Below are 23720 nucleotides of genomic sequence, written 5' to 3' on the forward strand. Positions count from 1 at the left end.
GCGACTAAAGTCGCTAGAGCTATCCTAATTGCGCACCGCCAATTCTCATACAAAAAACACCTTGCAAGTTGCAAAGCGCTTTCGATTATAATTTGCTGTCTAGTAACAATTAACGTTTAGAGAATTGTAAAACTTTACGAGCTTTCTTAAGACCTGGTTTTTATAACCGATGCTATTTAGCCATTATTTTTAGTCTTTCTCAAGATTTGTTGCTTAAAAAACCATAGATAACATTAACAATCATCAGTAGCGGGGCAAGAGAAATGAGATTTGGAAAAAGATAACCAACTAATAATATGATCACTAGCTGCAATCCATATAATAGTGCCCACCGATAAGGTATCTTTTTTTCTTCAGCTGATAACGGTCTTTGACTCGTCTTGATCACCATTGCTGTCATGATTATCCAAGCTACATCCCAAAGGGCAAGAACGATGAGGTAAAACAGGAGAAAGGCAAAATTAGCGGAATGCTGTCCAATCCCTCGAGTCGCTAAGGGAACAAAACTAGCTGTTAAAAGCCAAAAACTATTGGCTCCAAATAAACGAAAGCTGACATGATCTACTAATTTGTAGAGTTCATGATAATATAGCCAGACTGCCATGATTTGCAAAAAACTAGTAATGTAGATAAAAAGCATGGGTAGCATGCTTCTAAGTCCTACTACGGTCAATTCCTCAGGTAACTGTAACTCCAAGGCCATAATTGTGACAATAATGGCCAATATAGCATCTGACAAGGCTTCTACCCTTTGTTTTTCCATTCTGCCCTCCTAATGACTGCTTTTTCGCTTTTTTCTAATGGCTGAGAGTGAGTTTCTAACGGCTGTGTCGAGGACTCTATGCTGCAGCCATCAATCCCACAAACTAAACCTGTCTCTTCTGAATTGCTGTCTAGTAGTTGAAAAGGGGTATCTATCATTTTATTGTGCTCCTTCCTCTGCTTGAATTTGTTTTAATACCGCTAACATGTATTCATAAGGCTGAGCACCTGAAATGCCATATTTATTGTTCAGAACAAAGAAAGGTGCACCTTGAACGCCTGATTGATTGGCTTCTAAGATATCGCGTTTGACCTCGTCAGCAAACGCATCGCCAGCAAGAACCTGCGCTGCCTCTTCTTGTGGTAGAGCGAACTCACTGATAACAGCTAGTAACACAGAATGATCTGCAATATTGACATGTTCTTCAAAGTAAAGATAGTACAAGGCCATAATGAAATTTTGATGATCTTTTTTATCTAAATACTTCTGCGACCATTTAATAAGACGGTGAGCTGAAAAGGTGTTGGTTGGGATAATCCCCGCCATATCAATACGAAGCCCTTCTTCATTTCCCATGCTTTCCATGTGCGCAAACTGAGCTTTAGCTTGCTCAGTGGTCATACCGTGACTGGCAGCAAACTCTGTGAGCATGGTTTCACTTGTCTCTAAAGGCGCATTGGGATTTAGCTGGTAAGCTTTCATTGTCAAATCTTCCGGGTTTAAACCAACAGCTGCCATAGCACGCTTCATCCGACTAGCACCAATGTAACAAAATGGACAGGCAATATCTGACCAGTAACTAATTTCCATATTTCTTCCTTTCTTTCCACTACCAAGAAGCTTTTTTCAACCCAGGAATGACACCTTGGTAAACTTGCTGGCGTAAACAAATCCGACAAAGTTTAAACTTGCGGTAAACCGAATGCGGGCGGCCGCATGCCAAACAGCGTGAGTATTCTTGAACCGGATAGGCCTTCTTTTTCCTTTGTATCAAAGCTTTTCTTGCCATTTAAACCTCTTTCTTATCAACCAATTGACCCTTTTTAAAGACTAATAAACTCGTCAGGGTAGGCTGAATGCCAAATAAAGAAATAAGACGGGGCACTTGAAAAATATCTGCTTGGTAAAGCACCAAATGCTCTCGTTCAGCCATGTCTATGAGTTCTTTTTGCCCAAGAGACGATAGACTGCATTGATTTCCTGAAACAAGAAGAGCTAAATTTTGATGTTTGGCTAACAGTTCTTCTAATTCGATACTAGACGTGACTGATTTCATCGTAGGTTATCAATATAGGCCAATGTATCTAGGGCAGCAATGGCACCGCTACCTGCTGCAGTAATGGCTTGTTGGTATTTTGGATCTTGCACATCACCAGCTGCAAAAATACCTGCAACAGAGGTCTTTGCTGTTCCTGCCTGTGTTTGAATATAGCCTTTATCATCCAATGCTAATTTTCCATCAAGAAAATCGGTGTTTGGCTGATGACCAATGGCCACAAAGAGACCGTCAGCCTGAATGTGCTCAATATCACCTGTTTCATTATTACGAACATCCAAACCAGTCATTCCCATCAGATTAGATGCAACTTTGACAGGCGTGTAATTTAACATCCAATGAATTTTAGCATTTGCCTGAGCCCGTTTGGCCATAATATCAGATGCGCGTAACTCATTGCGACGGTGGACAACGGTCACTTTCGATGCAAAGCGTGTCAAATAGAGGGCTTCTTCCATAGCGACATCACCCCCGCCAACTACAAGGATTTCACGCTCTTTATAGAAGAAAGCATCACAGGTCGCACAAGCGCTGACACCTTTTCCGATAGCCTCTTCTTCGCCTTCAATCCCTAGGTATTTAGCGCTAGAGCCTGTTGCGATAATAACGGCCTTGGTATCAATGATTTCACCATTATCCAGATGTACCTCGAAAGGAGACGATTCGCCTTCAATTTTTTGAACAAATCCAAAGGTCATTTCGGTGCCAAACTGTTCTGCTTGGCGGCGCATTGTTTGGACTAATTCATTGCCATCAATCCCGTTTTCAAAACCTGGATAATTTTCTACGAGGGTTGTGGTGGTTAATTGACCACCCTCAGAATAGCCTGTGATCAATCGATTTTTCAAACCAGCTCGACTTAAATAAATGCCAGCTGTGTACCCTGCAGGTCCTGAACCTACAATAATTGCATCATACATAAATCACCTCATGATAACTGTGCTTGGATTTTTTCTATCAATGTTTGTTTAGGATGAACACCAACAAGAGCATCAACGGGTTTGCCATCTTTAAAAATCACCATTGTTGGGATAGAACGAATGCCAAAGAGATTGGCCAGATCTTGTGATTGGTCCACATCCACCTGAGCAATCGTTACTTTTCCGTCAAAGTCCTGTGAAAGTTCTTCCACTACCGGCTCCATCATCCGACAAGGTGGGCACCACTGCGCCCCAAAATCGATAAAACTTACCCCATTTTGGATAGATTTCGCAAATGTTTCGGTTGTTAGTTGTGTCGTCATAAAAAACTCCTATCTAAAATAAATCGCTTCTATTCAATCATATAATTGAATATCATAAGAATAAAAGAATGAATTTCAAAAAGGTTAACTTAACCCTTCTAAAAATCCAATTTGTATCACTTAGTTCCTTTGAGATACTAAATAAGAAGTATTTCAAAGATACAATTCAATGAAATTGTTGAATAGATTGAGTAAAAAAGAAATTCAACTTTTTTATTGAATAATTGAATTATAGCACACTAAATCTATTTTGCAATGATTTTGCTCACGAGTCTCCGGTTATAAGAAAAGACTAAGGAATACACCTTAGTCAAGTTCTGAACGAGAGGATGCACCCCACTTCCAATCAGCAAAACTGCGATTGAGACTATAGATACTGTAGCCTAAACTCTGTAAATCCTGTGCTGCTAGGTTAGCATAGCCACATTGGCGCCCGCGACAATAAACAATGATGGTCTTCTCTTTGGGAAGCTGAGCTTTTTTTTGATCAAACTCATCGATTGGTAAATTAAGAGCTTTTGGCAAGTGCCCTGCCTCATACTCCTCAACAGGCCTTAAATCAAGTAGGAGAGCATCTGTCTTAGCTGCTAATTCAATTGCATTAGCGAGCTCAATCTGAGGAACACCAGCTGCCTCATCATAGTCTGACTCAATCGCTCTGACTTCTGCTAACTGTTCTTCACCGACGGCAAATAACAGAAGGACTAACTGGACAACCTTTTCAGAAGCCAAGCTATAACGGATAAAATTACCATTTCGACTCGTCACCACCAAGTGACTTTCTTTTAAAACCTGAAGGTGGCGCGAAGTATTGGCAACAGAGAGACCCGTCGCATGCGCAATTCCCTCAACTGTCTTTGGTCCCTGTGATAATATATTTAAAATATCAAGACGCTTCTCACTTCCTAGCCCCTTTGTTAAGCGAGATAGCTCTTGGTAAATATTTTGTTTGTAATCAATCATTGTCTCTTGCATAAAATCAACTCCTTATCTATTCAATTCAATAGTATAATTCTTAAAAACAGTTGTCAACTATTCCATTCGAAAGATGTTGATACTCATTTGTGGCAAAAAAGCCGACATTCGCAAAAAAATAAAAAGAATACTTATCCTTAACATTTACTAATATTAATAGGAAGAGAACTTCATTATTCCTCTTAGTTCTATAAAAAGTGTGGCTAATTTGAGGCAAAATATTAAATTAAATTTGCCACAAATTAATGGCTTCACTATTATTTTAAATCAAGAAGTAGTAAATAATCTTATTTTTTTACTACCAGACTGTCTTTAGATATTAGCTTTTCGTCACCAACTACAGTTGACATAGACCCACAAAAAACTTAAAAACCTTGCGATGTAAGACTGGCACGGAGAAGACCATTCTATCATCACAAGGTAAGAGTATTCAAATCTTATTGAAGACTCAAATAATAACAAATTTTAATTAAGGATAGTAATATCATAGGTTTTTCTAGAAGTTTCTTGAGGTGAAATTTTCGTTACCTGTCTTTTATCTTCTAAGAAATTACCTTCTTCAAGTGAAGTGGAGAGACCACTCCAAGGTTCCAAAGCAATGAATGGACTTTTATTAGCTGTAGACCACAGAATCAAGTTTGGAAAATCATCAAAATCAACTCGAAGACCTTTACCAGACTTTCTCGAGCGAAGTGTCACGCTGCGAGATTTCAGTCGGTCAAGTGTAATGGCGTCATGAGAAAAAAGTGAGTAATCCAAATCAAGAGACTTTTGGTTTTCCAAAAATGGCGTCCGATCTTGTAAATCTAATAACCCTGTCTCAGGGAAACTCTTTGGTATCGAACAAGACTCAACCTCACTAAATTCAAGAGAATAGTCCTCATACTTTTCGCCTTCTACTAAAGGACAATTGAATGCTGGATGGGCTCCAATGAAGTAAGGCATCGTTTTTTCAGTTTCCAAGTTCGTTACCTGAAACTCGGTTCTAATGGATTTCCCATTTAAGGTATAAACAACTCTTAGTTCAAACCGATAAAGGTAATTATCAAGCATCTCAGCATTTGGTTTAATACTGAAAGTCACGCTATTTTCATTAACTTCTTCAAGAGTAAATTCTTCTTTTCGAACAAAACCATGTCTACGAATTAGACCTGTAAAAAAGGGTCTTTCTTGAGGTCTATAAATAGCCCAATCATTACGTAAACTACCACAGATAGGAAATAGAATTGGTGCCTGTCCATTCCAATACTCTGGATCAGCTTGCCAGAGATATTCTAACCCATCTTTGTCTTTAATCGAAGTCAGTTGACCACCAAGTGTTTTAAACTGAACCGTAAGATACTCGTTTTTTAATTCGATAGTCACAGTCAATTCCTTTCTTTTTGTTATTGGAAAGGCAAATAATCTACCTCGAAGTGAACAGTCTCACATATTGCTACATCGAGTAATTGTAAAACTTCCCATTCAAATTCGGATAATGCTAAATCAGAATGGCAAATCCACTCTTTTCCAGGTGAAACACACCAGTTACTACATTTTAGTAGTGAGGTAGCTTCAAGCTCAGGAATTATAGGACAATCTTCGAAATTAATAATATATACCTTTTCAAAGCCTGATCTAAAAATCGGATAACAAATTATTACATTCTCAGGTGATATTACTCTATCACTTGAGTTTCTGCTACTTTCTTATACCAATGTGCTGATTTCTTAGGATAGCGTTCTTGCGTATCAAAGTCTACATAGAACAATCCATAACGTTTTTCATAACCATTTGACCATGAGAAAACGTCCATAAGTGACCAAATGAAGTAACCTTTAACATTTGCACCATCCGCAATCGCGTCTGATAAAACTTCCAAGTGTTGCTTCACGTAATCAATACGACCATCATCATAAACAGTATTATCTACAAACTCATCTTTGTATCCGAGACCGTTTTCAGTGATGTAAATCTTCTTGTAATTCGGATAATCATTTTTCACTCGCATGATTTGGTCATACAAGCCTTCAGGATAAATAATCCAATCCCAGTCTGTGCGTGGAACATAGTCAGGAGCTACTCGACGACCAACACCCTTAATTTGGTACTTAGAGCTTCCTTTTTCACCCTTACCATTGTGAATGATTTCAGTCTCACCATCAAAAGCTTGCATCCAATCACTCATGTAATAGTTGATACCAAGGAAATCATTCAAATCTTTAGCTGCTTCAAGTGCTTGGAAGTCTTCATCACGAAGATCAAGTTCTCCACCATTCTCAGCTAGGATATGGTTGACACCTTCCATCGTTTTATCTGAATAGTGCCCAAGATATGTTGCATCCAAGATAAATTTGTTATGGATGATGTCTTCAAGTTCAGCAGCACGAACATCTGCTGGATTTTCCGGATCATAAGGGTATTTAGTTGGTAAAGCATGAACAACACCAATTTCACCTTTATAACCTTTATCCTTATACAATTTTACAGCACGTGCATGAGAGACCATCATGTTGTGGTGTGATTGGAAGACTTTGGCAAGATCATATTGAATGCCTGGAGGGAATTTACCAACCAAGTATTGACCATCACCAATTGGGCCAATTTCATTGAAAGTTGTCCAGTAGTTTACTTCTGGAAACTCTTCAAAACAGAAAGCGGCATAATCTACAAAGTGTTCTATATTTTCGCGGTTTAAGAAATCTCCATTTGAATGAAGAGCTTCTGGTGTGTCAAAATGATGCAAAGTCACAAATGGTTCAACATGACGCTTGTGGCATTCAGCAAATAGTTTATGGTAGAATTCAACACCTTTTTCGTTTACTTCGCCGTAGCCCGTTGGGAAAATACGAGACCAGGCAATAGAAATACGAATACCATTAACACCATATTCTTCAGCTAATTCTAAATCAACTGGGTATTTATGGTAAAAATCACTTGCAGGCTCTGCTGTATACCAATAATTATCTTCAAGATACTTATCCCATGCTACTGGGCCCTTACCATCTGTGTGAGTTGAACCTTCTGCTTGATAAGCAGCTGTAGCACCACCAAAAATAAAATCTTTAGGAAGTGTTTTAGTCATAAGTGTAAGTCCTTTCAAAAAAAGCATTTGAGACGAGATTCTGTGTTCTGAAAACCAAGGAAATGAAATGATATGGTTAACACTGTGTTGAGGAAATGGAATGAGTGATCTCGTCTCAAATAACTTTTACAAATTTATTAATCAAACTGTTGTTGAACAAATGCAAGAGCACCTTGTCCGTCACGTGTCAATTTGATATATTGAGCTCCTTCAGTTTTTGCAAGTTTAATGCCCAATTTATCTGTTTCAGCCTTCATATCATCGAAGTTTGAAGCGACCTGTGGAGCCAAGATTACCAAGTCAAACTCTGGCAACATTTCACGGTGAGCACCGTAACCACCCGCTGCCGCTTTGACTGGAACATTGTATTCTGCTGCTGCTTTGTTCAAGGCATTGGCAAGCAAGCCACTTGTACCTCCACCTGCACAAAGAACAAGGACATTAGTTTCTTTTGTGATATTATTGTTTGCTGCTACATCTTCTTTAGCAACGCCTGCTTTTCCAAGAACGGCATCTGCTTTAGCAGTATTGAAGTTTGCAGCTACTTTTTCTTTAAGAGCATCGTTTGTTTTACCAGAACGTTCTTCTTCAAGAATTTGTTCATCGTATACCTTAACAAATGGGTAATAAATGATAGTATCAACAACTACCAAGAGTCCGGCTAAGATAAATGATAGAACTTGGAAGTTAGTACCGAGTACAATTCCCAACGGACCAGGAGTAACCCATGGAAGGTTGGCAGAGAATGAGTTCATGTTCAATGTGTCAACAAAGAATTTAAAGATCCAAACGTTGACAATCGGAGCTAAAATGAACGGTACAAAGAAAATCGGATTCAATACGATTGGTGCACCAAATAAGATTGGCTCGTTAACCCCAAAGAATGTTGGAACAACTGAAGCACGTCCGATGGCACGGTTACGTTCTGATTTACAAATCCACATGAACAAGAATGGAACAATCAATGTCGCTCCTGTACCACCCATGGTAACAATAAACATTTGAGTACCAGAAGTGATAACTTTATCTGCATGTTGTCCAGCTTGGATAAGATGCAAGTTGGCATCGATATTGGCATAAGTGATAGCAGCGATTGCTGGTTCGACAATTGAAGGACCGTGGATACCAACAAACCAGAAGAAGGCATAAGCACCAAAGATAAGAGTAATTCCAAGGTAACCATCTGCAGCTGAGAAAAGAGGAGCAAGAAGGGTACCAATTGATTCTGCAACAGTTACACCAAGAGTTCCCTTAACAAGGAGTTCAAGTCCATATAGGAGAACAACTGAGACAGTGAACGGAATCAAGTCCTTAAATACTTGAGAGATATTTGGTGGAACCTCTTCAGGCATACGAATGGTAACATTATTTTTTACACAGACTTTATAAACATTAACTGTCACAAAGGCTGCGATAAATGCTGTCAAGAGACCTTTTGTACCCATGAAGGCTGTCAAGAAGCCTCCTTCTTTAGCAGGTTCAGCTGCCATCAAAAGGAAACCAACCATAGACGCTAGCATTGTAGACAAGAAGTTAATTTGATTAGTCGCAGGTAGGTCACGGTTCATCGAGTCCGTCAAAGCTTTAGCGGTAGTACCACCAACAAAGAATGCTAGGATACCCATTGAATAGCTATAAGGAGTCATCAAGAAAGTTTCAACACCTTTAGACCAGTGAAAGCCCCAAGCATTTGGCACATAGGCAATCAAGATAAAGATTGATGAGAAAAGGATGACTGGCATACCAGCGATAAATCCATCACGAATAGCACGGAGATAGATGTTTCGAGAGATTTTCTCAAAGAATGGTTTCCCCTTCTCAATAAGTTCAATGAGTTTATGCATTATTTTGCTCCTCTTTTATAAAGTTCGATAAGGTGATAAATCACATCTTTTAACAAGACCGTAGTCATCAAGTGATCCTGACCATGCATCATAGTAACACTGTATGGAAGTTCTTCCCCAGAAGCTTCTCGAGCCAACATAGCTGTCTGAGAATTGTGAGCCTCTGCAATGCAAGTTCCTGCTTCTACTACAAGATTATCTGCCTTAGCGAAGTCACCATTTTCAGCTGCTTTAAGCGCTTCCAAAAGTTTAGAGCGAGCGTCGCCAGCGTAGGCAACAATTTCAAACCCTAAAAGAGTCATCTCTTCTCTGTTCATAACAATATCCTCCGTTTTATGTTTTTACTATACTTTATCAGTCCATGGACTAGCTGTTTTAACAAGAACTTTGTTAAGTTCATCAATATTTTCGAATCCAGTAGTACGCAACCACTCACGTGCTGCTTTTTCACCTTCTTTGATGTAAGGTTCTACAGATCCTGCCCAAGTAGCACGTCCACAAAGCACACCATTAAACTTGGCACCTGAGTCGTGAGCAAATTGCAATGTTTCTTGGAACAATTTAGCAGACACACCTGCACTTAGATAGATGTATGGAAGGTTAGTTGCTTCTTCTTGTGCTTTAAAGAAGTCAGCAGCTTCAGCTTTACTGTAAACCACTTCACCATCAGCAAAACCTTCAACATATTTAACGTTAACTGGTACTTCTACTTTAAGAACATCAATGTTAAAGCGTGGATCAGAGAAAACTTTCATCGCTTCAATGACTTTGCGAGGTTTCACTTTTGCATATTCAACAGAACCTGCATCTGAGATTTCTTCATCATAAGCAAGGATTTCCAAGAAGAAAGGAATATCTTCAGCGACACATTCAGAACCAACACGTTCAATATAAGCTTGTTTTTGTTGGTTAAGTTCATCTGAGCTGTCTACATCATAGTAAAGCAAGAACTTAACGGCATCAGCGCCTTGCTCTTTGATACGTTTTGCAGACCAAACATCCAAGCAGTCAGGCAAACGTTTTGTACTTGATGTATCATAACCTGTTTTTTCATAGGCAAGAAGAAGACCAGCTTCTTTATCCAATGCTTTTGTTGCTGGAAGTCCGTATTCAGGATCAAGCAACATTGATGATGCATATTTTGTAAGTTCATCAGCAACCAAAACCTTCAGTTCTTCCATTTGAGCTACAGTTGGCTCTGCATCTTGATATTGTGCCATCAAACGTTTCAAAGCACCACGTTGGTCAAATGCCAAAGCTGAGATAATACCATTTTCGTCTGAAAGTTTTTCCAAATACTTGCGTTTCTGTTCTGTAAGTACCATTTTTTAAATACCTCTTTTATACTTTTCTTACTAAGTTCTTTTACAAGATGAATTTCTCTAGTTTATACGTAAAAATTTTCAACTAATTATTTTATCTGATTATGAGATTTATAGATCTATTATCTAGTCGTGATACTCACCACGGTCCCATTTTTCAAGGAATTCTGTAAAGAAATCTTCATCTGCTTGATGTGCATTATGAGTTTCAACGTGTTCGATTTTTGCAATCAATTTTTTATTTTCTTCTGTTGGCTTGTACTCTGCTTCAATGAAAGCTTCAATGATGTCATTCATAAGAAGACCACCAGTAATCATTCCACCGAAACCGATAACATTCGCATTTAACTCTTCTTTTGCATATATAGCTGATGTCATATCACGAACCAACGCTGAGCGAACACCTGGAACTTTATTGACTGCATTGTTAATGCCGACACCTGTACCACAGATACATACTCCCAAGTCTGCTTGACCACTTACTACTGCTTCACCGACTTTTTTACCATAGATAGGGTAGTGAGTACGTACGTGGTCATATGTCCCGAAATCAAGGACCTCATGTCCTTTTGATTTCAAGAATTCTGATACTGCCATTTTTTCATCTGTGACAATGTGGTCACATCCAATTGCGATTCTCATTCCTTAACTCCTTTTCTTAACACATCTTGTTAAGCATATCTACTCGGATTTGATGACGTCCGCCATCATATTTACCATTGACGAAACCTTTAGCGATGTTTTTAGCAAGCTCATCACCGACGATTTCAGCGCCAACCGTAATCATTCGTGAATTGTTATGTCCACGTGTCATATAAGCTGAGCGTTCATCTGAAACTTCTGCTGCAACCATACCTTTAATTTTAGTTGCTACCATGAATGGACCAGCTCCATAAGCATCAATTACAATACCTAAGTTTTGCTCATCTTTATTTACTTCAGAGGCAACTGCCAAGGTAACATCAACAAAATCTTGTCCGTCCTTAGTCACATCAATTACCTCAAAACCTTCTTCTACAAGAAAATTTTTCACAACATCTTTTAATCTCGTACCTTTGAGATCCGCACCAACAACAATAGCCATTTTGACTACCTCCTAAATTTTAGAAAGAAATGCTACGTAGAAGTAGAAAATATTTTGCAAAATGTTCGAAATAACGTTTTCATCATTTCTTTGTTTATATAATACCAAACACCTAAACAAAAAGCAACACTTTTTGTTTATTTTTTGTTTATTTTTTTGTTTGCTTTTTTAAAAGTAGATAACACCGTTAAATTATTGTTCATTTAAACCATCACAAAATGGACGTGAAATATCTATTCAAGTATTACAAAAGTCTTTTACTTTCTATAATTTACTGATTAAGAGGTCCTACCTTATTTTCGTCTTATACAAAATCTGACCTAAGTTAATATACGTCAACCCTCTGTTCTTATTTCATCATCTAATGTTTGTTTTTTGTTTGAAATTGTTTGTTTTGCCTTGAAAATATTGTCTTTTATGATACAATTAAAAGAGAATTATCTTTGAAAAAAAATTACTTTATGAAAGAAGAGTCCTCATATGAACAAAAAACGACGATTAGAAAAAATTTTAGATATGTTAAAGATTGACGGGACCATAACCATAAAAGAAATAATAGATGAACTAGATATTTCCGATATGACAGCCCGTAGAGACCTTGATGCTCTAGAAGCTGATGGACTTTTAACACGTACTCATGGTGGTGCACAATTGCTTTCCTCTAAAAAGCCACTTGAAAAGACACATATCGAGAAGAAAAGTCTAAATACAAAAGAAAAAATTGACATTGCTAAAAAAGCCTGCTCTTTAATCAAAGATGGCGATACTATTTTTATTGGACCCGGAACTACACTTGAACAACTGGCATTAGAATTGAAAGGTCGTAAAGGTTATAAAATTCGTGTCATTACAAATAGTCTCCCTGTGTTCTTGATTCTAAATGATAGCGAAACCATTGATTTATTGCTTCTTGGCGGTGAATATAGAGAAGTAACTGGAGCTTTTGTAGGTTCAATGGCTTCGACAAATTTAAAAGCAATGAGATTTGCCAAAGCTTTTGTTAGTGCAAATGCTGTTACCCATAATTCTATTGCTACATATAGTGACAAGGAAGGTGTGATTCAACAACTTGCCCTAAACAATGCTGTAGAAAAATTCTTATTAGTAGACAGTACTAAATTCGATCGATACGATTTCTTTAACTTCTATAATCTAGATCAACTCGATACCATCATTACAGATAGCCAGATTAGCCCTCAACACTTAGAGGAATTTAGCCAGTACACTACTATTTTAAAAGCGGACTAGAATTATGACTTATAAAAATATTGTTTTTGACCTTGATGACACTCTTTATGACCATCAACTCCCCTTTAAACGTAGCGTTGAGAAATGTTTTCCAACGATTGATATCCAACAAATAGATAACATTTACAAACGTTTTAGATATTGGTCTGATGTTGCTTTTCCTAAATACACGAAAAAACTCATCAGTATTGAGGAACTTAGAATTTTTCGCTGTCAGAAGACTATGGAAGAATTTGGCATCGATAGTATATCTAGGACAGAAGCTCTAGACTTCCAAGCTGACTATGAATATGAACTCGATCAGATTACAATGATTCCTGAGATACATCAACTACTGCTGGCTCTACATGAAAACCACATCCCAATCGGTATTCTAACTAATGGCCCTGTTGACTTACAGAGTCGAAAACTCCAACTTATTGGTGCCTATCAATATTTTGAAAAGAAAAAAATCATTATTAGTCAGACCACAGGGTATAGCAAACCTCAACAAGAAATCTTTGACTATACTGCCAAAAAGTTAAATTTCTTACCTTCAGAAAGCCTATACATTGGGGATACCTTTATCAACGATATCGAAGGAAGTTATAACGCTGGATGGCATCCTATCTGGTTCAACCATCGAAACAGACAGATAGCAAAAGAGAAAGAAGAAATGCCTGCTTATGAGGTCTTTAGTGCAAGTGAGCTTCGAGATTTAGTTCTTGGTTTATTTGATATTAATCATGACTTCAAATAGATCTAAAATCATGAAATATCATGCTCCTTCACCGATAACGAGGATATGGAAGCCAATCACGGTCCTTCCCTTTACTTTGGGAGCCGACAAAGTCAGCTCTACTTCAACTTTTATGAAAAGCGATACGAAATCGCCCGTATGGAAAATATCTCCTTGGAAGAATCCTTGGAGATTTTTGGTATCTGGAACCGCTACGAGCTACGCTTTTCAGACCAGAAAGCCCAAGGCGTTGTGGAGGAATACATCAACGGTGTAGACTTGGGAGAAATTGCACGAGGTATCGTGAATAAGGAAATCCAAATCTATGATGGTGTCACCCGTTTTGGAGCCTATAAGCCCGATGAAAAATGGCAAAGGCTATTTGGAGGGGTTGAACCCCTAAAACTCTCAACCAGTCCACAACCCTACAGTATCGAACGAACCATTCGCTGGTTAACCTACCAAGTCGCAAACTCTCTTGCACTCGTTTCTGAAGCAGACAAAATCATGCGAACAGAATACATGAAGATGATTCAAAATAGCGGTGAAATCACCGATCGTGGGGAGACTATCTTAAGACTCCTCAAAACCAATAAACACTATGAACACTAGAAAGGAAATCCCTATGGAATACAAAGTCGAAATCAATTCACTGAACAACTTTAAAGCCTGGTCTGGTGGACTAAGTACCTTAAACACTGTTCGTGAACGTGGTGGCATAGATACCCTAACCACCATTTGTGAAGACCTCTTTTCTGGGAATACCCCCACCGAGCACTCCGCACTATCTTTTAGCCCAGGACAAGCTGGAGCAGATCCAACCTATAGCCACATCGCCTTTGTGGAACAAGTCAAATCAGATTGCTCCATCCTTATCTCTGAATCAAACGTCAAAGGCCTAGGAGTCGTTAGCTACCGCACTTTTGATGCAGAAACAGCAAAACAATTTACTTATGTTATGGGAAATAAAGATAGTTGAATAATGTTGAAATTTTGTAGCAATTTTAATGTTTTATATGATATAATTACTTCAAAACTTAAATTTAGTGAGAAATATTATGTCAAAGAAAAATTCGAAACCAATTAAAAAAAAATCTAAAATGAAGTACATTATAGGAACTGGAGCAATAATAGTTTCTACAACGTTATTACCGAAAGTCTTGAAAAAAACCACTAATTATTTATATAAAAAACAAGTAGAGATAAATAATCGACAGCACTATAGTGTCTCATGGGAAGATGAACTAGTCAAAAAAAAATAAGTATATAAAGGAAGAAATCAATGCAGATTGATACAGATAGTATTGCTCAACAATGTATTAATGCAATTAATGATAAAATAAATAATCTAAAACAGCTTAACATAATAGTTATTGGTAAATCTGGGGTAGGAAAAAGTACACTCATTAACAGTTTGTTTAGAGGTGACTTTGCTGATACCGGTCTAGGTAGACCAGTAACACAAGAAATCAGAAAAATTGTTAAGAGTGACTATCCTCTCTCCATTTATGACACTCCCGGTTTCGAACTTTCTTCTGACCAACAAGACAACGTAAAAGATGAAGTAATAAAATTAATAAGCGAAGGTTACTCCTCTAATGACATCAACAAAACAATCCACTGTATTTGGTACTGCATTAATGTAGGAGCAAACCGTACCTTTGATAGTTCTGAGGTAGAGTGGCTAAAGGAGTTCTCTGAAAAAAATAAAAACTCCAAAGTCCCAATAATCGTGGTACTCACACAATCTGTTCCAAGAAAAAAAGCTTTGGAAATGAAAAATCATGTAGAACAAGAAAACCTTGATATTTGTAAGGTTGTACCAATTCTTGCTCAGGACATGGATTTTGATGAAGAATATGTTGCGAAATCCTTTGGGCTGGATACCTTAATAAATGTAATGTCTGAAGTATTACCTTCCGAGCTTCAAGATACACTACAAAATATTCAAAAAGTATCTCTAGAAGCAAAAAAAAAACATGCTAGGGCTGCTATTGCAACAGCGGTAACAGCAAGTTTTGGAGAAGGTTTCGCTCCAATCCCCTTTGCTGATGCATTTTTACTAGTGCCAACTCAAGTTGCTATGATTAGTGCGATTACTGTAATATTTGGACTCGAAATAAATAAAGCTTTCCTAACAGCTTTCGTAACATCCACTTTAGGATCTGGTAGTGCTACATTAATCGGTAAAACTATTGTCTCTAATATATTGAAATTTTTCCCAGGTATTGGTACCGGTGTTGGTGGAGCTATTTCTGGTACAACCGCTGGTCTTATCACTACTGCTTTAGGTGAAGCATACTTACTTCTAATGGAACAAATTTATAAAGGGGAAATCAACAAAGATACTCTCAACTCTTCTGAGGGACAGAAAAAAATGAATAAACTTTTTAAAGAACAGCTATCAGTTCAAAAGAAAAAATAACGACCAAGGTAAAATGAAACCTTGGTTTTTTACTTTTAAAAGGAGAATAATATATGCTAGTACAATTACCAGAAGAACAAACTCAAGAAATTCAGCAAATGATTGCAACACTAATAAAGAACGAAATTCATCATTTTAAAGAAGATATTGGGGCTGACAGCCCTTTTCTAAACAAAAAAACAGACTTGTAACTACCTTGGAATCTCTAATAATACACTTGATATTTGGATTGCAATGGGGCTACCCTATATCCGAATTGGAAAATCTATTCGTTTCAATAAGGAAAGTATCAATCAGTGGATGACAAGATTAGAAATCAGCGCATAGGGAGATTAAAATGGCTATTAAGAAAACGAAAAATGGAACCTATCAATTAAAACTCTATGTTCCCACTGATATTTAAGGGAAACTGGGTCTGGGACAATATTATGAAAAGCGTTTTAAAACAAAAAGGGAGGCTAGGGAAGCTGAACTTAAATTTGCAGTGAATATAGAAAAAGCAAGAAATAATCTTCCTGTTGATAAAAAGGAAGAAATCACTTTTGAGAACTTTTATAAACAAATTTGGTTAGAACCTTACAAGGCAGGTCAAACCACAACTACAATTAAACCACCAACAAAGGCGACTATTTTTCAAACAGAAAACATATTCAGACTACATATCTTACCTATTCTAGGTAAATATTCCATTGAATACCTAAATAATAATAAACAACTTATTCTTTCACTACTCACTCCCAAAGCAAATAGCTATGCTAATTTCAAAGTGATTAGAAGCTATGTTAACTCCGTATTTGATTGGGCTGAGGAACTTGAATATATTCCATCAAATAAACTCCGAAAAACAATCAGTAGAATTAAAGCTAATAGAAAGATTCTCCTTAGAGAGAGCAAAAGAGAGGAGGATCTTTCTCTCGATAAAGAAGAGCTGAAATTATGGCTACAAGCTTTTGACACAGATTTAGAGAAAGGACTTATTGACCTAAAAGACTACACTCTCTTTTATACGACATTCTTTTTATCTGATAGAAAATCAGAAAGCTATGCTCTACAATGGAAACACATTAATTTTTCTACTGGAGAAATACTCATAGAACAGGCGTTAGACCGTTTTGGTAATATAAAATCAACAAAAGGTAATAAAAAAACTCTCTTTAAGGCTCCAATTGAATTGATGGAATTATTAGCAAATTGGAAAGTGAAGCAACAAGAAGAACTTAAGCTATTTGGTCTTCGACAAAATCAAAAACAGTTTGTTTTCACCTATAATGATCGTTCAAACAATATTAACTTACCACTCCATATAGATTATCTGAATTATAGAATGAAATCAGCCAGACGCAGGCACTCTGAACTAGCACCAGCTTCCCCACACAAACTAAGACATACTGGTGCGACACTCGCAAAACAAGCTGGAGTTCCACTTGAAGTAATTTCTGAAGCCTTAACTCATAGTGACAAAGAAATTACAAAGACTTATGTTAATACTAAAGATATAGTAAATCAAACTGTTGGTGAAATTGCATTTAGGAATCTTAAAAATTAGGTCAGGGAAATTTCAGGGAAACTATAGATTTTTTGATAAAAAAAGACATCCAAGAGATAACTCTTGAATGTCTTGAAACGTTGATATAATCGTATTGATTAACGTTTTGAGTGCAGTGGTTGCCATCCAATCAAATATCGCTTCGCTTATTTTCTTGGGGCAACTATGCATAGCATATCTCTATGCGACTAAAGTCGCTAGAGCTATCCTAATTGCGCACCGCCAATTCTCATACAAAAAAACACCTTGCAAGTTGCAAAGTGTTTTCGTTTGTACTCTGCTGTCCAGTAACGAATTAACGTTTAGAGAACTGGCTAGCTTTACGAGCTTTCTTAAGACCTGGTTTCTTACGTTCAACCATACGTGCATCACGAGTAAGAAGTCCAGCGCGTTTCAATGAATCGCGGAAGTCTGGGTCTACTTGAAGAAGTGCACGAGCGATACCGTGACGGATCGCACCTGATTGACCAGCGTATCCACCACCTACAACGTTAACGTGTACGTCGTATGAACCTTCAGTTGAAGTAACTGCGAAAGGTTGGTTGATAACGAGACGAAGGTCTGCGTGTGGGATGTATTCTTCTACATCTTTTTTGTTAACTGTGATTTTACCAGTACCTGGAACCAAACGTACGCGTGCAACGGCGTTTTTACGGCGTCCTGTACCTGCATATTGTGCTTGTGCCATTATATTAGTGCTCCTTTCCTCTTAGAATTAGATAAGTCCTGAGATATCAAGTACTTCTGGTTGTTGTGCAGCGTGAGTGTGCTCACCGCCAACGAAGACTTTCAATTTCATACCTTGTGCGCGTCCAAGAGTGTTGTGTGGAAGCATACCTTTAACTGATTTTTCAATCAAACGAACAGCATTTTTAGAACGAAGTTCACCTGCTGAGATTTGTTTCAATCCACCTGGATACATTGAGTGAGTGTAGTAGATCTTATCAGTTGCTTTTTTACCAGTCAATTTAACTTTTTCAGCATTGATAACAATTACGAAGTCACCTGTATCAGTGTGTGGTGTGAAAGTTGGTTTGTTTTTTCCGCGAAGTACGCTAGCAACTACTGCAGAAAGACGTCCAAGTGGTACATCAGTTGCGTCAACGACATACCATTTACGTTCAACTTGGCCTGGTTTAGCCATAAATGTTGTTTTGTTCATGATTTCTCCTATATATAGTTCGATTTTTGTTTACGAGTGATGGGTGTTCCTTCCCATCGAAAAGTATTTGGAAGGTTCCGGGGCCTTTCAAATGGGGTAAACAATACCGTTTAACATAATATCAAAAAAACACGTCCAAGGCAAGTCATTTGGAGGTGTTTTTCTTTTATTTTTTGTATTTTTTTAGTCTCTAATTTTATAAGGTGGAAGACTAGAAATCATACCTAATTAACCTCTAAGGGGGTACAAATTAATCCTCAGATTCCCAAAAAAGCTGGTCTAAAGTTTTGTCCAGAGTTTTGCAGATAGCAATACACAGATTTATAGTCGGGTTGTAGTCTCCCTTTTCAATAGCTGAGATAGTCTGACGAGAGACTCCTATAGCATCTGCCAACCCCTGTTGAGTGAGATCCTTTGCTACACGCGCTGACTTCATTTTTAAATTTTTCATTCAAAAATCCTATTCTTCGTCTTCTAGTTCTTCCAAACGGTTCTTCTTGATTCTTTTAATGATAGCCCATCCTTCATAGCATAAAATCAAACTCGATGTCAAAGCTGTTACACTTCCTATAAGATTCTTACCCAATCTAAACGACTGTACTAAAATTAGTAGATATATTAACGATACAAAAGTTCCACCAAGCAACATTACCCAGGAAAATATTAATACTTTCTTCTCAAGTTTTTTGTCTAGCAACCATGGATGCCCATTACGTGATACGCTGTGAACTAATACTAGGCACATAGAACCAAAGAAAGTGATGATTAATAGTGACTGCACTAATTCGACGGAGTGTGTCTTACTAGCAACCATAATCGTTACAAACATACCAAGCATGGCTATCCAATAACCTCTAGCAGAAGATTCTCCGCTGATCAACTGAGCACGTTCATCCATCGTGCTAGCTACTTTTTTCTTTGACTTCTTCATTTTGTTTCCTCCATTTTCTAGATTCATTATAGCATTATTTTACGTTATGTCAAATATATCATTCATTTTGTATATATTATCTTTTTATATTCTATTAATCTATCATTTCAGAAAACAAAAATCAGATAGGAAATCCTATCTGACACTTTTTCTATCTAACTTCTTTACCAATCGTAAAGACGGCCAAGGTATCTGGTCCGACGTGGGTAGAGATGACTGGCCCAAGTGGCATAATGAGAACTTGCTCAATGTCGTCAACTGCTAACAATTGTTCTTTTAGATTCTCCGCAGCTTCAATATCATTGGCATAAGCGACAATTGCTGTGCTATGTTCAATATCCTGAGTAGCTTGTAGGACCATTTCTTTAATGGCTTTTTTACGTCCACGGATTTTAGCCAAAGGAACCAACTTGCCTGAAGCATCTAACCAAAGGAGAGGTTTAATATTAATCAAACTACCAATAATAGCTGAGCTCTTTGAGAGACGTCCCCCACGCATGAGATGGTAGAGATCATCAACTAAGAAATAAGTCCGTAAACGTGGCAGAATGTCCTCAATCATGGCTTTCGTTTCAGATAAGCTCTTACCTTGGTCACGAGCTTCTGCCGCCAAAATAGAGAGATAGCCTTCTCCACCTGCTGCTGCTAGAGTATCTACAATCTCAATGACAGCTTCTGGGTATTCATCCAAAATCATGTCACGCGCCATAACAGCACTTTGATAAGTACCTGAAAGCACTGATGAAAAGGCAATATAAAGAAGGGCATCACCATTTTTGGCGTGACGACGAAAAACCTCTTCAAATTGACCAACATTCACTTGGCTAGTAGTCGGCTGACTGCCTTCCTGCATACGTTCTAAGAGACGGTCACTCGTTAAACGGTTAGGACCAACGGTTTCATAGGCAATATCATCAAGCGTAATGGTCAAACCAACGAGCTCTACCTTATTCTCCTGAGCCCATTTTTCATCTAGATCTGCTGTAGAATCTGTCAAAATGTTAAATGTCATATGTCCCTCTATTCTATTTCATTTAAAAGGTCCTGTAATTTCCCTAATTGTGCATCGTCCCATGGACGTAGTTTTGGTGTCTTTAAGTCAATATGTGCCGACATCTTGTCTAAGTCAGACTTTACTGTATTGACACGCTCTTCCAACTCACGCGCCGAAACACGTAAAGCTCCTTGTGAAAAGATAGCCCACTGTTCATTTAAGTCACTAGTTGCTACTTCAACTAGATTTTGAACAGTATTCATCTCAGCCGCTGCGCGCTCAATATAGCTATCTGCTGTCTCATCTTCCTCAGTAAAAATAACACTGATACGATACTGATCATAACGCTGACGACTCCCTGGAACAAACTGGGCATCAAACACACAGATAATATCAATATGTTCAAAGTTAGCATAATGATTGAGCTTACGAAGCAATGTTTCACGAGCTTCATCAAGCTGATTGGTCTTAAAGAGTTGACGGGTTTCTTGCCAAAAGGCAATCATATTATAACCATCAACCAGAAGTATTCTTTTTTTCATAGTTACAATCGGTTTCGATAAACTTCATACATGAGAACTGCTGCTGCCACACTGGCATTAAGGCTCTGCACATGACCACTCATGGGTATAGTAATCATCTCATCCACTTGTTTCTTGATGTTAGCAGAGATTCCCTTACCTTCATTACCAATGATAAGGCCAACCTTTCCAGCTGTATTCCATTTATGAGATGGGGTCCCATCCATATCCGTTCCAAACACCCAGAAGCCTGCTTCTTTAAGCTTATCAAGAGTTTGGCTAAGATTAGTCACTCGGGCAATGGGAATATGCTCCACGGCCCCTGTTGATGTCTTGGCAACGACAGGTGTTACCCCCACAGCACGATGCTTAGGAATAATAACTCCTGTCACCTGAGTAGCATCAGCTGTACGTAGGATAGAACCAAAGTTATGAGGGTCGTTAAGTCCATCTAAAATGAGGACTAGAGGATTCTCCTCTTGCTCAGCCTTATCCATAATAACTGAGAGCTCAGAATAAGCGAACTCTGACACACGAAGAACAAAACCTTGATGCACAGCCCCACCTGTCATATCAGACAAGGTTTTCTTAGGTGTCCAAGAGATGGAAACCTTCTTTTCAGCTGCCAAGGCCTTAATGGCATCAACATTTTTCCCTCGAAGATCATCTTGAATATAGAGTTTATTACCAGTATTTGCTTCTAGACTCTCTGTTACGGCGTGCACACCATAAACAATGTCTAGACTTGATTCTTTAGTTGTTTTCATAAGCTAATTCTATCATAAAAAAAGCCCTCTTACGAGGGCAAAGCATGTTAAATAAATGTAATTGCTGCTAGATAAAGCACTAGGAGAACTAGAACAACAGTTGCAGCAGCCAAAGCTTGCTTACCAATTGTATCTGGATCTGAGATTGATTCTGCAATCTTTCTCGCAGCTTGAGTAATGGTTTTACCTGCTGCTTGGAAGATATCAATTGAACCTGTGCTTGTTGAACTATTTCCAGAAATCGCTGAAGACCAACCACTCAAAACCTCAGCAATTTGTTCTGCTAATTGCTGTGTTAACGCTCTAGTTGTCTCAGCCAACTCATTAACAGCCGTAGCTTGTATATGATTGGCGGTCTCAGTATAGTTATTTGCACTGGTATTATAAGTAACCGGTACAGTCGTTGTTGTCGTTGATGAATACTGATTCCTACGGTAACTATCAGGTGTCACTGGACGCTCGCCTTCATTGAAGACGCTAAAAGTCTGTGTCAGGTAATGAATATTGTTATTCGTATCAATCAACTCAAAGGTCATTTTATGAATACCAGTCGTTTGTTCTGCCAAATGGTAGGCACTCAAACCAGCATTGACCTCATCCAAAGTTCCTTCAACAAAGTAACTATGATGAATTTGTTTACCATCAAGGACTAGATTAAGCCCCTTAATCTTCTTACCTTCCATCTTGTTAACATCAAAATTGACGTTAAAGATTTCACCACGTGCTAAATAAAGAATGTCTGTATTCCCTGTAACAGCAGGTTGATCTTCAAGAAGCGCTCCAGTACTGTCTCGTTTTGGAACAACGGTGTAAACTTCAGAAGTGATTGGAGTCGCTAAGATTTCTGAAATGAGTCCATCCGTAAAGGTTACCTCTGACGAATAGGTCAAACTCTCACTTTGCAACATAGAAACCACTTCAGAAGTTTCAAAGACCTCAGAAGTTGATGATGAATCTTTCCAACCAATCGTGAGGACAGTTAAGCTATCTTCTGAATTATTATTTAACTGACTCGTTTCTGGAGCCGTAGATGCAAGAGAGCTTGCAGTACTTGCAGACTCAGAAGCGACTTCAGAAGTTGCAATAGCTTGGCTAGTAGGAGTCGCACTTACAGATGTCGTATGAGAATCCAGTGAAGAATACTCTGATTTTTCAATAACATCATGTGTATTTCCAGCAAGTTCGGATGTATATAGTGTGCTTTCACTCTTATACATTGAAGTTACAGCTTGAGACTCTGCAGTCGCTGTAGCCTCACGAGACTTATCATAAGTAAGCACAATATTTGGTTTTGCTTGTTCAGAATCAGATGTTGAGTTTGCATCTCCTCGTTCAGACGCCGCTACTGATCGATCCTCACCAAAAGCTTGGGCACGAGCCTCTTCTGAATGAGATGAAGTCGTAGAAACGCTAGTCTCCACGATATTAACTTGAGAATGTACCTCAAGAAGCCCCTCATCTGTCTCACTTGAAGAGACAACCATCAGTGACGTTGAGGTCACTACTGAACTTACTTGACTCGCTGGCTCTGCCTTAGCTCCTACCGATGAAAGATCAGCTTGAGGAGCAACTGGAGTCGGTGCCTCACTATTAACATAATCTATTTTAGCTTCATCAGATTTTACCTGAACTTCATCTGCTTTACCTGTTTGAAGCGTAAAGCTAGATAAAATCAAAGCAGCAAAAGTTGTATAGAAAACTTTTTTCTTAGCTATTTCCATTCACCTCCTCATTTTTAGATGGCCTCATTTATTAATATTATAGACTTTTTTTTTACTTTCTGTCAAATTAGTTTTATTAAAAAAGCTATAATATCGGGGTTTTACACGTGTTAGAC

Annotated in this window: 27 protein-coding genes and 4 pseudogenes; 8 read left to right on the forward strand and 23 right to left on the reverse strand. The window is 38.1% G+C overall.

The window, feature by feature from the left end; translation table 11 throughout:
• Window positions 1-199: 199 nt before the first annotated feature.
• The 15 genes from HMPREF1517_RS04775 to lacA form a co-directional block, all read right to left on the reverse strand.
• Entirely contained in the window at window positions 200-763 is a 564-nt protein-coding gene (locus HMPREF1517_RS04775) for a TMEM175 family protein (protein WP_037599713.1), read from the reverse strand.
• A gap of 159 nt (window positions 764-922) precedes the next feature.
• Window positions 923-1573 (reverse strand): DsbA family oxidoreductase, encoded by a 651-nt coding sequence (locus tag HMPREF1517_RS04780; RefSeq protein ID WP_037599715.1) that lies wholly within the window; start codon window positions 1571-1573, stop codon window positions 923-925.
• A gap of 19 nt (window positions 1574-1592) precedes the next feature.
• Window positions 1593-1772, reverse strand: a complete 180-nt coding sequence (locus tag HMPREF1517_RS04785; protein WP_014677714.1) for a type Z 30S ribosomal protein S14 — start codon at window positions 1770-1772, stop codon at window positions 1593-1595.
• On the reverse strand, window positions 1773-2039 hold the full coding sequence (locus tag HMPREF1517_RS04790) for a hypothetical protein (protein WP_002889677.1): 267 nt from the start codon (window positions 2037-2039) through the stop codon (window positions 1773-1775).
• Window positions 2036-2959: a thioredoxin-disulfide reductase gene (trxB, locus tag HMPREF1517_RS04795; protein ID WP_002889675.1), complete on the reverse strand. Its 924-nt coding sequence runs from the start codon at window positions 2957-2959 to the stop codon at window positions 2036-2038. The genes HMPREF1517_RS04790 and trxB overlap by 4 nt, the downstream gene beginning before the upstream one ends.
• An 8-nt stretch (window positions 2960-2967) precedes the next feature.
• Window positions 2968-3282 carry a thioredoxin gene (gene trxA / locus HMPREF1517_RS04800; RefSeq protein WP_002889674.1) on the reverse strand — a complete coding sequence of 105 codons (315 nt, stop codon included), beginning with the start codon at window positions 3280-3282 and terminating at the stop codon, window positions 2968-2970.
• 306 nt (window positions 3283-3588) lie between these two features.
• Window positions 3589-4257, reverse strand: a complete 669-nt coding sequence (locus HMPREF1517_RS04805) for an ArsR/SmtB family transcription factor (RefSeq protein ID WP_014677709.1) — start codon at window positions 4255-4257, stop codon at window positions 3589-3591.
• A 465-nt stretch (window positions 4258-4722) separates the two neighbouring features.
• Entirely contained in the window at window positions 4723-5622 is a 900-nt protein-coding gene (locus HMPREF1517_RS04810; RefSeq protein ID WP_002889672.1) for an aldose 1-epimerase family protein, read from the reverse strand.
• 20 nt (window positions 5623-5642) lie between these two features.
• On the reverse strand, window positions 5643-5915 hold the full coding sequence (locus HMPREF1517_RS10250; protein WP_073686143.1) for a DUF3884 family protein: 273 nt from the start codon (window positions 5913-5915) through the stop codon (window positions 5643-5645).
• On the reverse strand, window positions 5915-7321 hold the full coding sequence (lacG, locus tag HMPREF1517_RS04815; protein ID WP_037599718.1) for a 6-phospho-beta-galactosidase: 1407 nt from the start codon (window positions 7319-7321) through the stop codon (window positions 5915-5917). The genes HMPREF1517_RS10250 and lacG overlap by 1 nt, the downstream gene beginning before the upstream one ends.
• 137 nt (window positions 7322-7458) lie before the next feature.
• Entirely contained in the window at window positions 7459-9165 is a 1707-nt protein-coding gene (locus HMPREF1517_RS04820) for a lactose-specific PTS transporter subunit EIIC (protein ID WP_037599720.1), read from the reverse strand.
• The gene (locus tag HMPREF1517_RS04825; RefSeq protein ID WP_002889669.1) at window positions 9165-9482 is read right to left on the reverse strand and encodes a PTS lactose/cellobiose transporter subunit IIA; all 318 of its coding nucleotides are present in this window, start codon (window positions 9480-9482) and stop codon (window positions 9165-9167) included. The genes HMPREF1517_RS04820 and HMPREF1517_RS04825 overlap by 1 nt, the downstream gene beginning before the upstream one ends.
• Before the next feature lie 27 nt (window positions 9483-9509).
• A complete protein-coding gene (lacD, locus tag HMPREF1517_RS04830; protein WP_002889668.1) occupies window positions 9510-10490 on the reverse strand; it encodes a tagatose-bisphosphate aldolase in 981 nt (326 codons plus the stop codon).
• A 123-nt stretch (window positions 10491-10613) separates the two neighbouring features.
• Window positions 10614-11129: a galactose-6-phosphate isomerase subunit LacB gene (gene lacB, locus HMPREF1517_RS04835; protein WP_002889666.1), complete on the reverse strand. Its 516-nt coding sequence runs from the start codon at window positions 11127-11129 to the stop codon at window positions 10614-10616.
• Between the two features lie 16 nt (window positions 11130-11145).
• Complete coding sequence (gene lacA / locus HMPREF1517_RS04840) at window positions 11146-11571, reverse strand: galactose-6-phosphate isomerase subunit LacA (protein WP_002290555.1); 426 nt, start codon at window positions 11569-11571, stop codon at window positions 11146-11148.
• A gap of 480 nt (window positions 11572-12051) precedes the next feature.
• On the opposite strand from lacA, the gene HMPREF1517_RS04845 reads away from it, so the two are divergent.
• The 8 genes and pseudogenes from HMPREF1517_RS04845 (at window position 12052) to HMPREF1517_RS04880 (ending at window position 17508) form a co-directional block, all read left to right on the forward strand.
• On the forward strand, window positions 12052-12819 hold the full coding sequence (locus HMPREF1517_RS04845) for a DeoR/GlpR family DNA-binding transcription regulator (protein ID WP_002889651.1): 768 nt from the start codon (window positions 12052-12054) through the stop codon (window positions 12817-12819).
• Between the two features lie 4 nt (window positions 12820-12823).
• The gene (locus tag HMPREF1517_RS04850; RefSeq protein ID WP_037599723.1) at window positions 12824-13558 is read left to right on the forward strand and encodes an HAD family hydrolase; all 735 of its coding nucleotides are present in this window, start codon (window positions 12824-12826) and stop codon (window positions 13556-13558) included.
• Between the two features lie 24 nt (window positions 13559-13582).
• Window positions 13583-14149: pseudogene (locus tag HMPREF1517_RS04855) on the forward strand (replication initiation factor domain-containing protein); the annotation flags it as partial.
• Window positions 14150-14297: 148 nt separating this feature from the next.
• A pseudogene (locus HMPREF1517_RS10560) lies at window positions 14298-14516 on the forward strand (CHAP domain-containing protein); the annotation flags it as partial.
• 79 nt (window positions 14517-14595) lie between these two features.
• On the forward strand, window positions 14596-14799 hold the full coding sequence (locus HMPREF1517_RS04865) for a hypothetical protein (RefSeq protein ID WP_037599726.1): 204 nt from the start codon (window positions 14596-14598) through the stop codon (window positions 14797-14799).
• 20 nt (window positions 14800-14819) lie between these two features.
• Window positions 14820-15962 (forward strand): YcjF family protein, encoded by a 1143-nt coding sequence (locus tag HMPREF1517_RS04870; protein WP_002889646.1) that lies wholly within the window; start codon window positions 14820-14822, stop codon window positions 15960-15962.
• Between the two features lie 53 nt (window positions 15963-16015).
• Window positions 16016-16289 (forward strand): annotated as a pseudogene (locus tag HMPREF1517_RS04875) (helix-turn-helix domain-containing protein).
• Window positions 16290-16299: 10 nt separating this feature from the next.
• Window positions 16300-17508: pseudogene (locus tag HMPREF1517_RS04880) on the forward strand (tyrosine-type recombinase/integrase).
• A 295-nt stretch (window positions 17509-17803) separates the two neighbouring features.
• Here the strand turns inward: HMPREF1517_RS04880 and rpsI are convergent.
• From rpsI to HMPREF1517_RS04920, 8 genes are all read right to left on the reverse strand, one after another.
• On the reverse strand, window positions 17804-18196 hold the full coding sequence (gene rpsI / locus HMPREF1517_RS04885) for a 30S ribosomal protein S9 (RefSeq protein WP_002888293.1): 393 nt from the start codon (window positions 18194-18196) through the stop codon (window positions 17804-17806).
• Window positions 18197-18223: 27 nt separating this feature from the next.
• A complete protein-coding gene (rplM, locus tag HMPREF1517_RS04890; RefSeq protein WP_002886374.1) occupies window positions 18224-18670 on the reverse strand; it encodes a 50S ribosomal protein L13 in 447 nt (148 codons plus the stop codon).
• A 250-nt stretch (window positions 18671-18920) separates the two neighbouring features.
• On the reverse strand, window positions 18921-19121 hold the full coding sequence (locus HMPREF1517_RS04895; protein ID WP_002886373.1) for a helix-turn-helix transcriptional regulator: 201 nt from the start codon (window positions 19119-19121) through the stop codon (window positions 18921-18923).
• 9 nt (window positions 19122-19130) lie between these two features.
• Window positions 19131-19601 (reverse strand): hypothetical protein, encoded by a 471-nt coding sequence (locus HMPREF1517_RS04900; RefSeq protein WP_037599730.1) that lies wholly within the window; start codon window positions 19599-19601, stop codon window positions 19131-19133.
• 151 nt (window positions 19602-19752) lie between these two features.
• Window positions 19753-20613, reverse strand: coding sequence for a DegV family protein (locus HMPREF1517_RS04905; RefSeq protein ID WP_037599733.1), 861 nt, complete (start codon window positions 20611-20613; stop codon window positions 19753-19755).
• Window positions 20614-20621: 8 nt separating this feature from the next.
• Window positions 20622-21137: an NYN domain-containing protein gene (locus HMPREF1517_RS04910; RefSeq protein ID WP_002889631.1), complete on the reverse strand. Its 516-nt coding sequence runs from the start codon at window positions 21135-21137 to the stop codon at window positions 20622-20624.
• Between the two features lie 2 nt (window positions 21138-21139).
• Window positions 21140-21883 carry a 23S rRNA (guanosine(2251)-2'-O)-methyltransferase RlmB gene (rlmB, locus tag HMPREF1517_RS04915; RefSeq protein WP_037599736.1) on the reverse strand — a complete coding sequence of 248 codons (744 nt, stop codon included), beginning with the start codon at window positions 21881-21883 and terminating at the stop codon, window positions 21140-21142.
• 47 nt (window positions 21884-21930) lie between these two features.
• Window positions 21931-23604 (reverse strand): hypothetical protein, encoded by a 1674-nt coding sequence (locus tag HMPREF1517_RS04920; RefSeq protein WP_037599739.1) that lies wholly within the window; start codon window positions 23602-23604, stop codon window positions 21931-21933.
• Window positions 23605-23720 lie beyond the last annotated feature (116 nt).

This window comes from Streptococcus sp. ACS2 (genome assembly GCF_000525585.1).
Lineage (GTDB): Bacteria > Bacillota > Bacilli > Lactobacillales > Streptococcaceae > Streptococcus.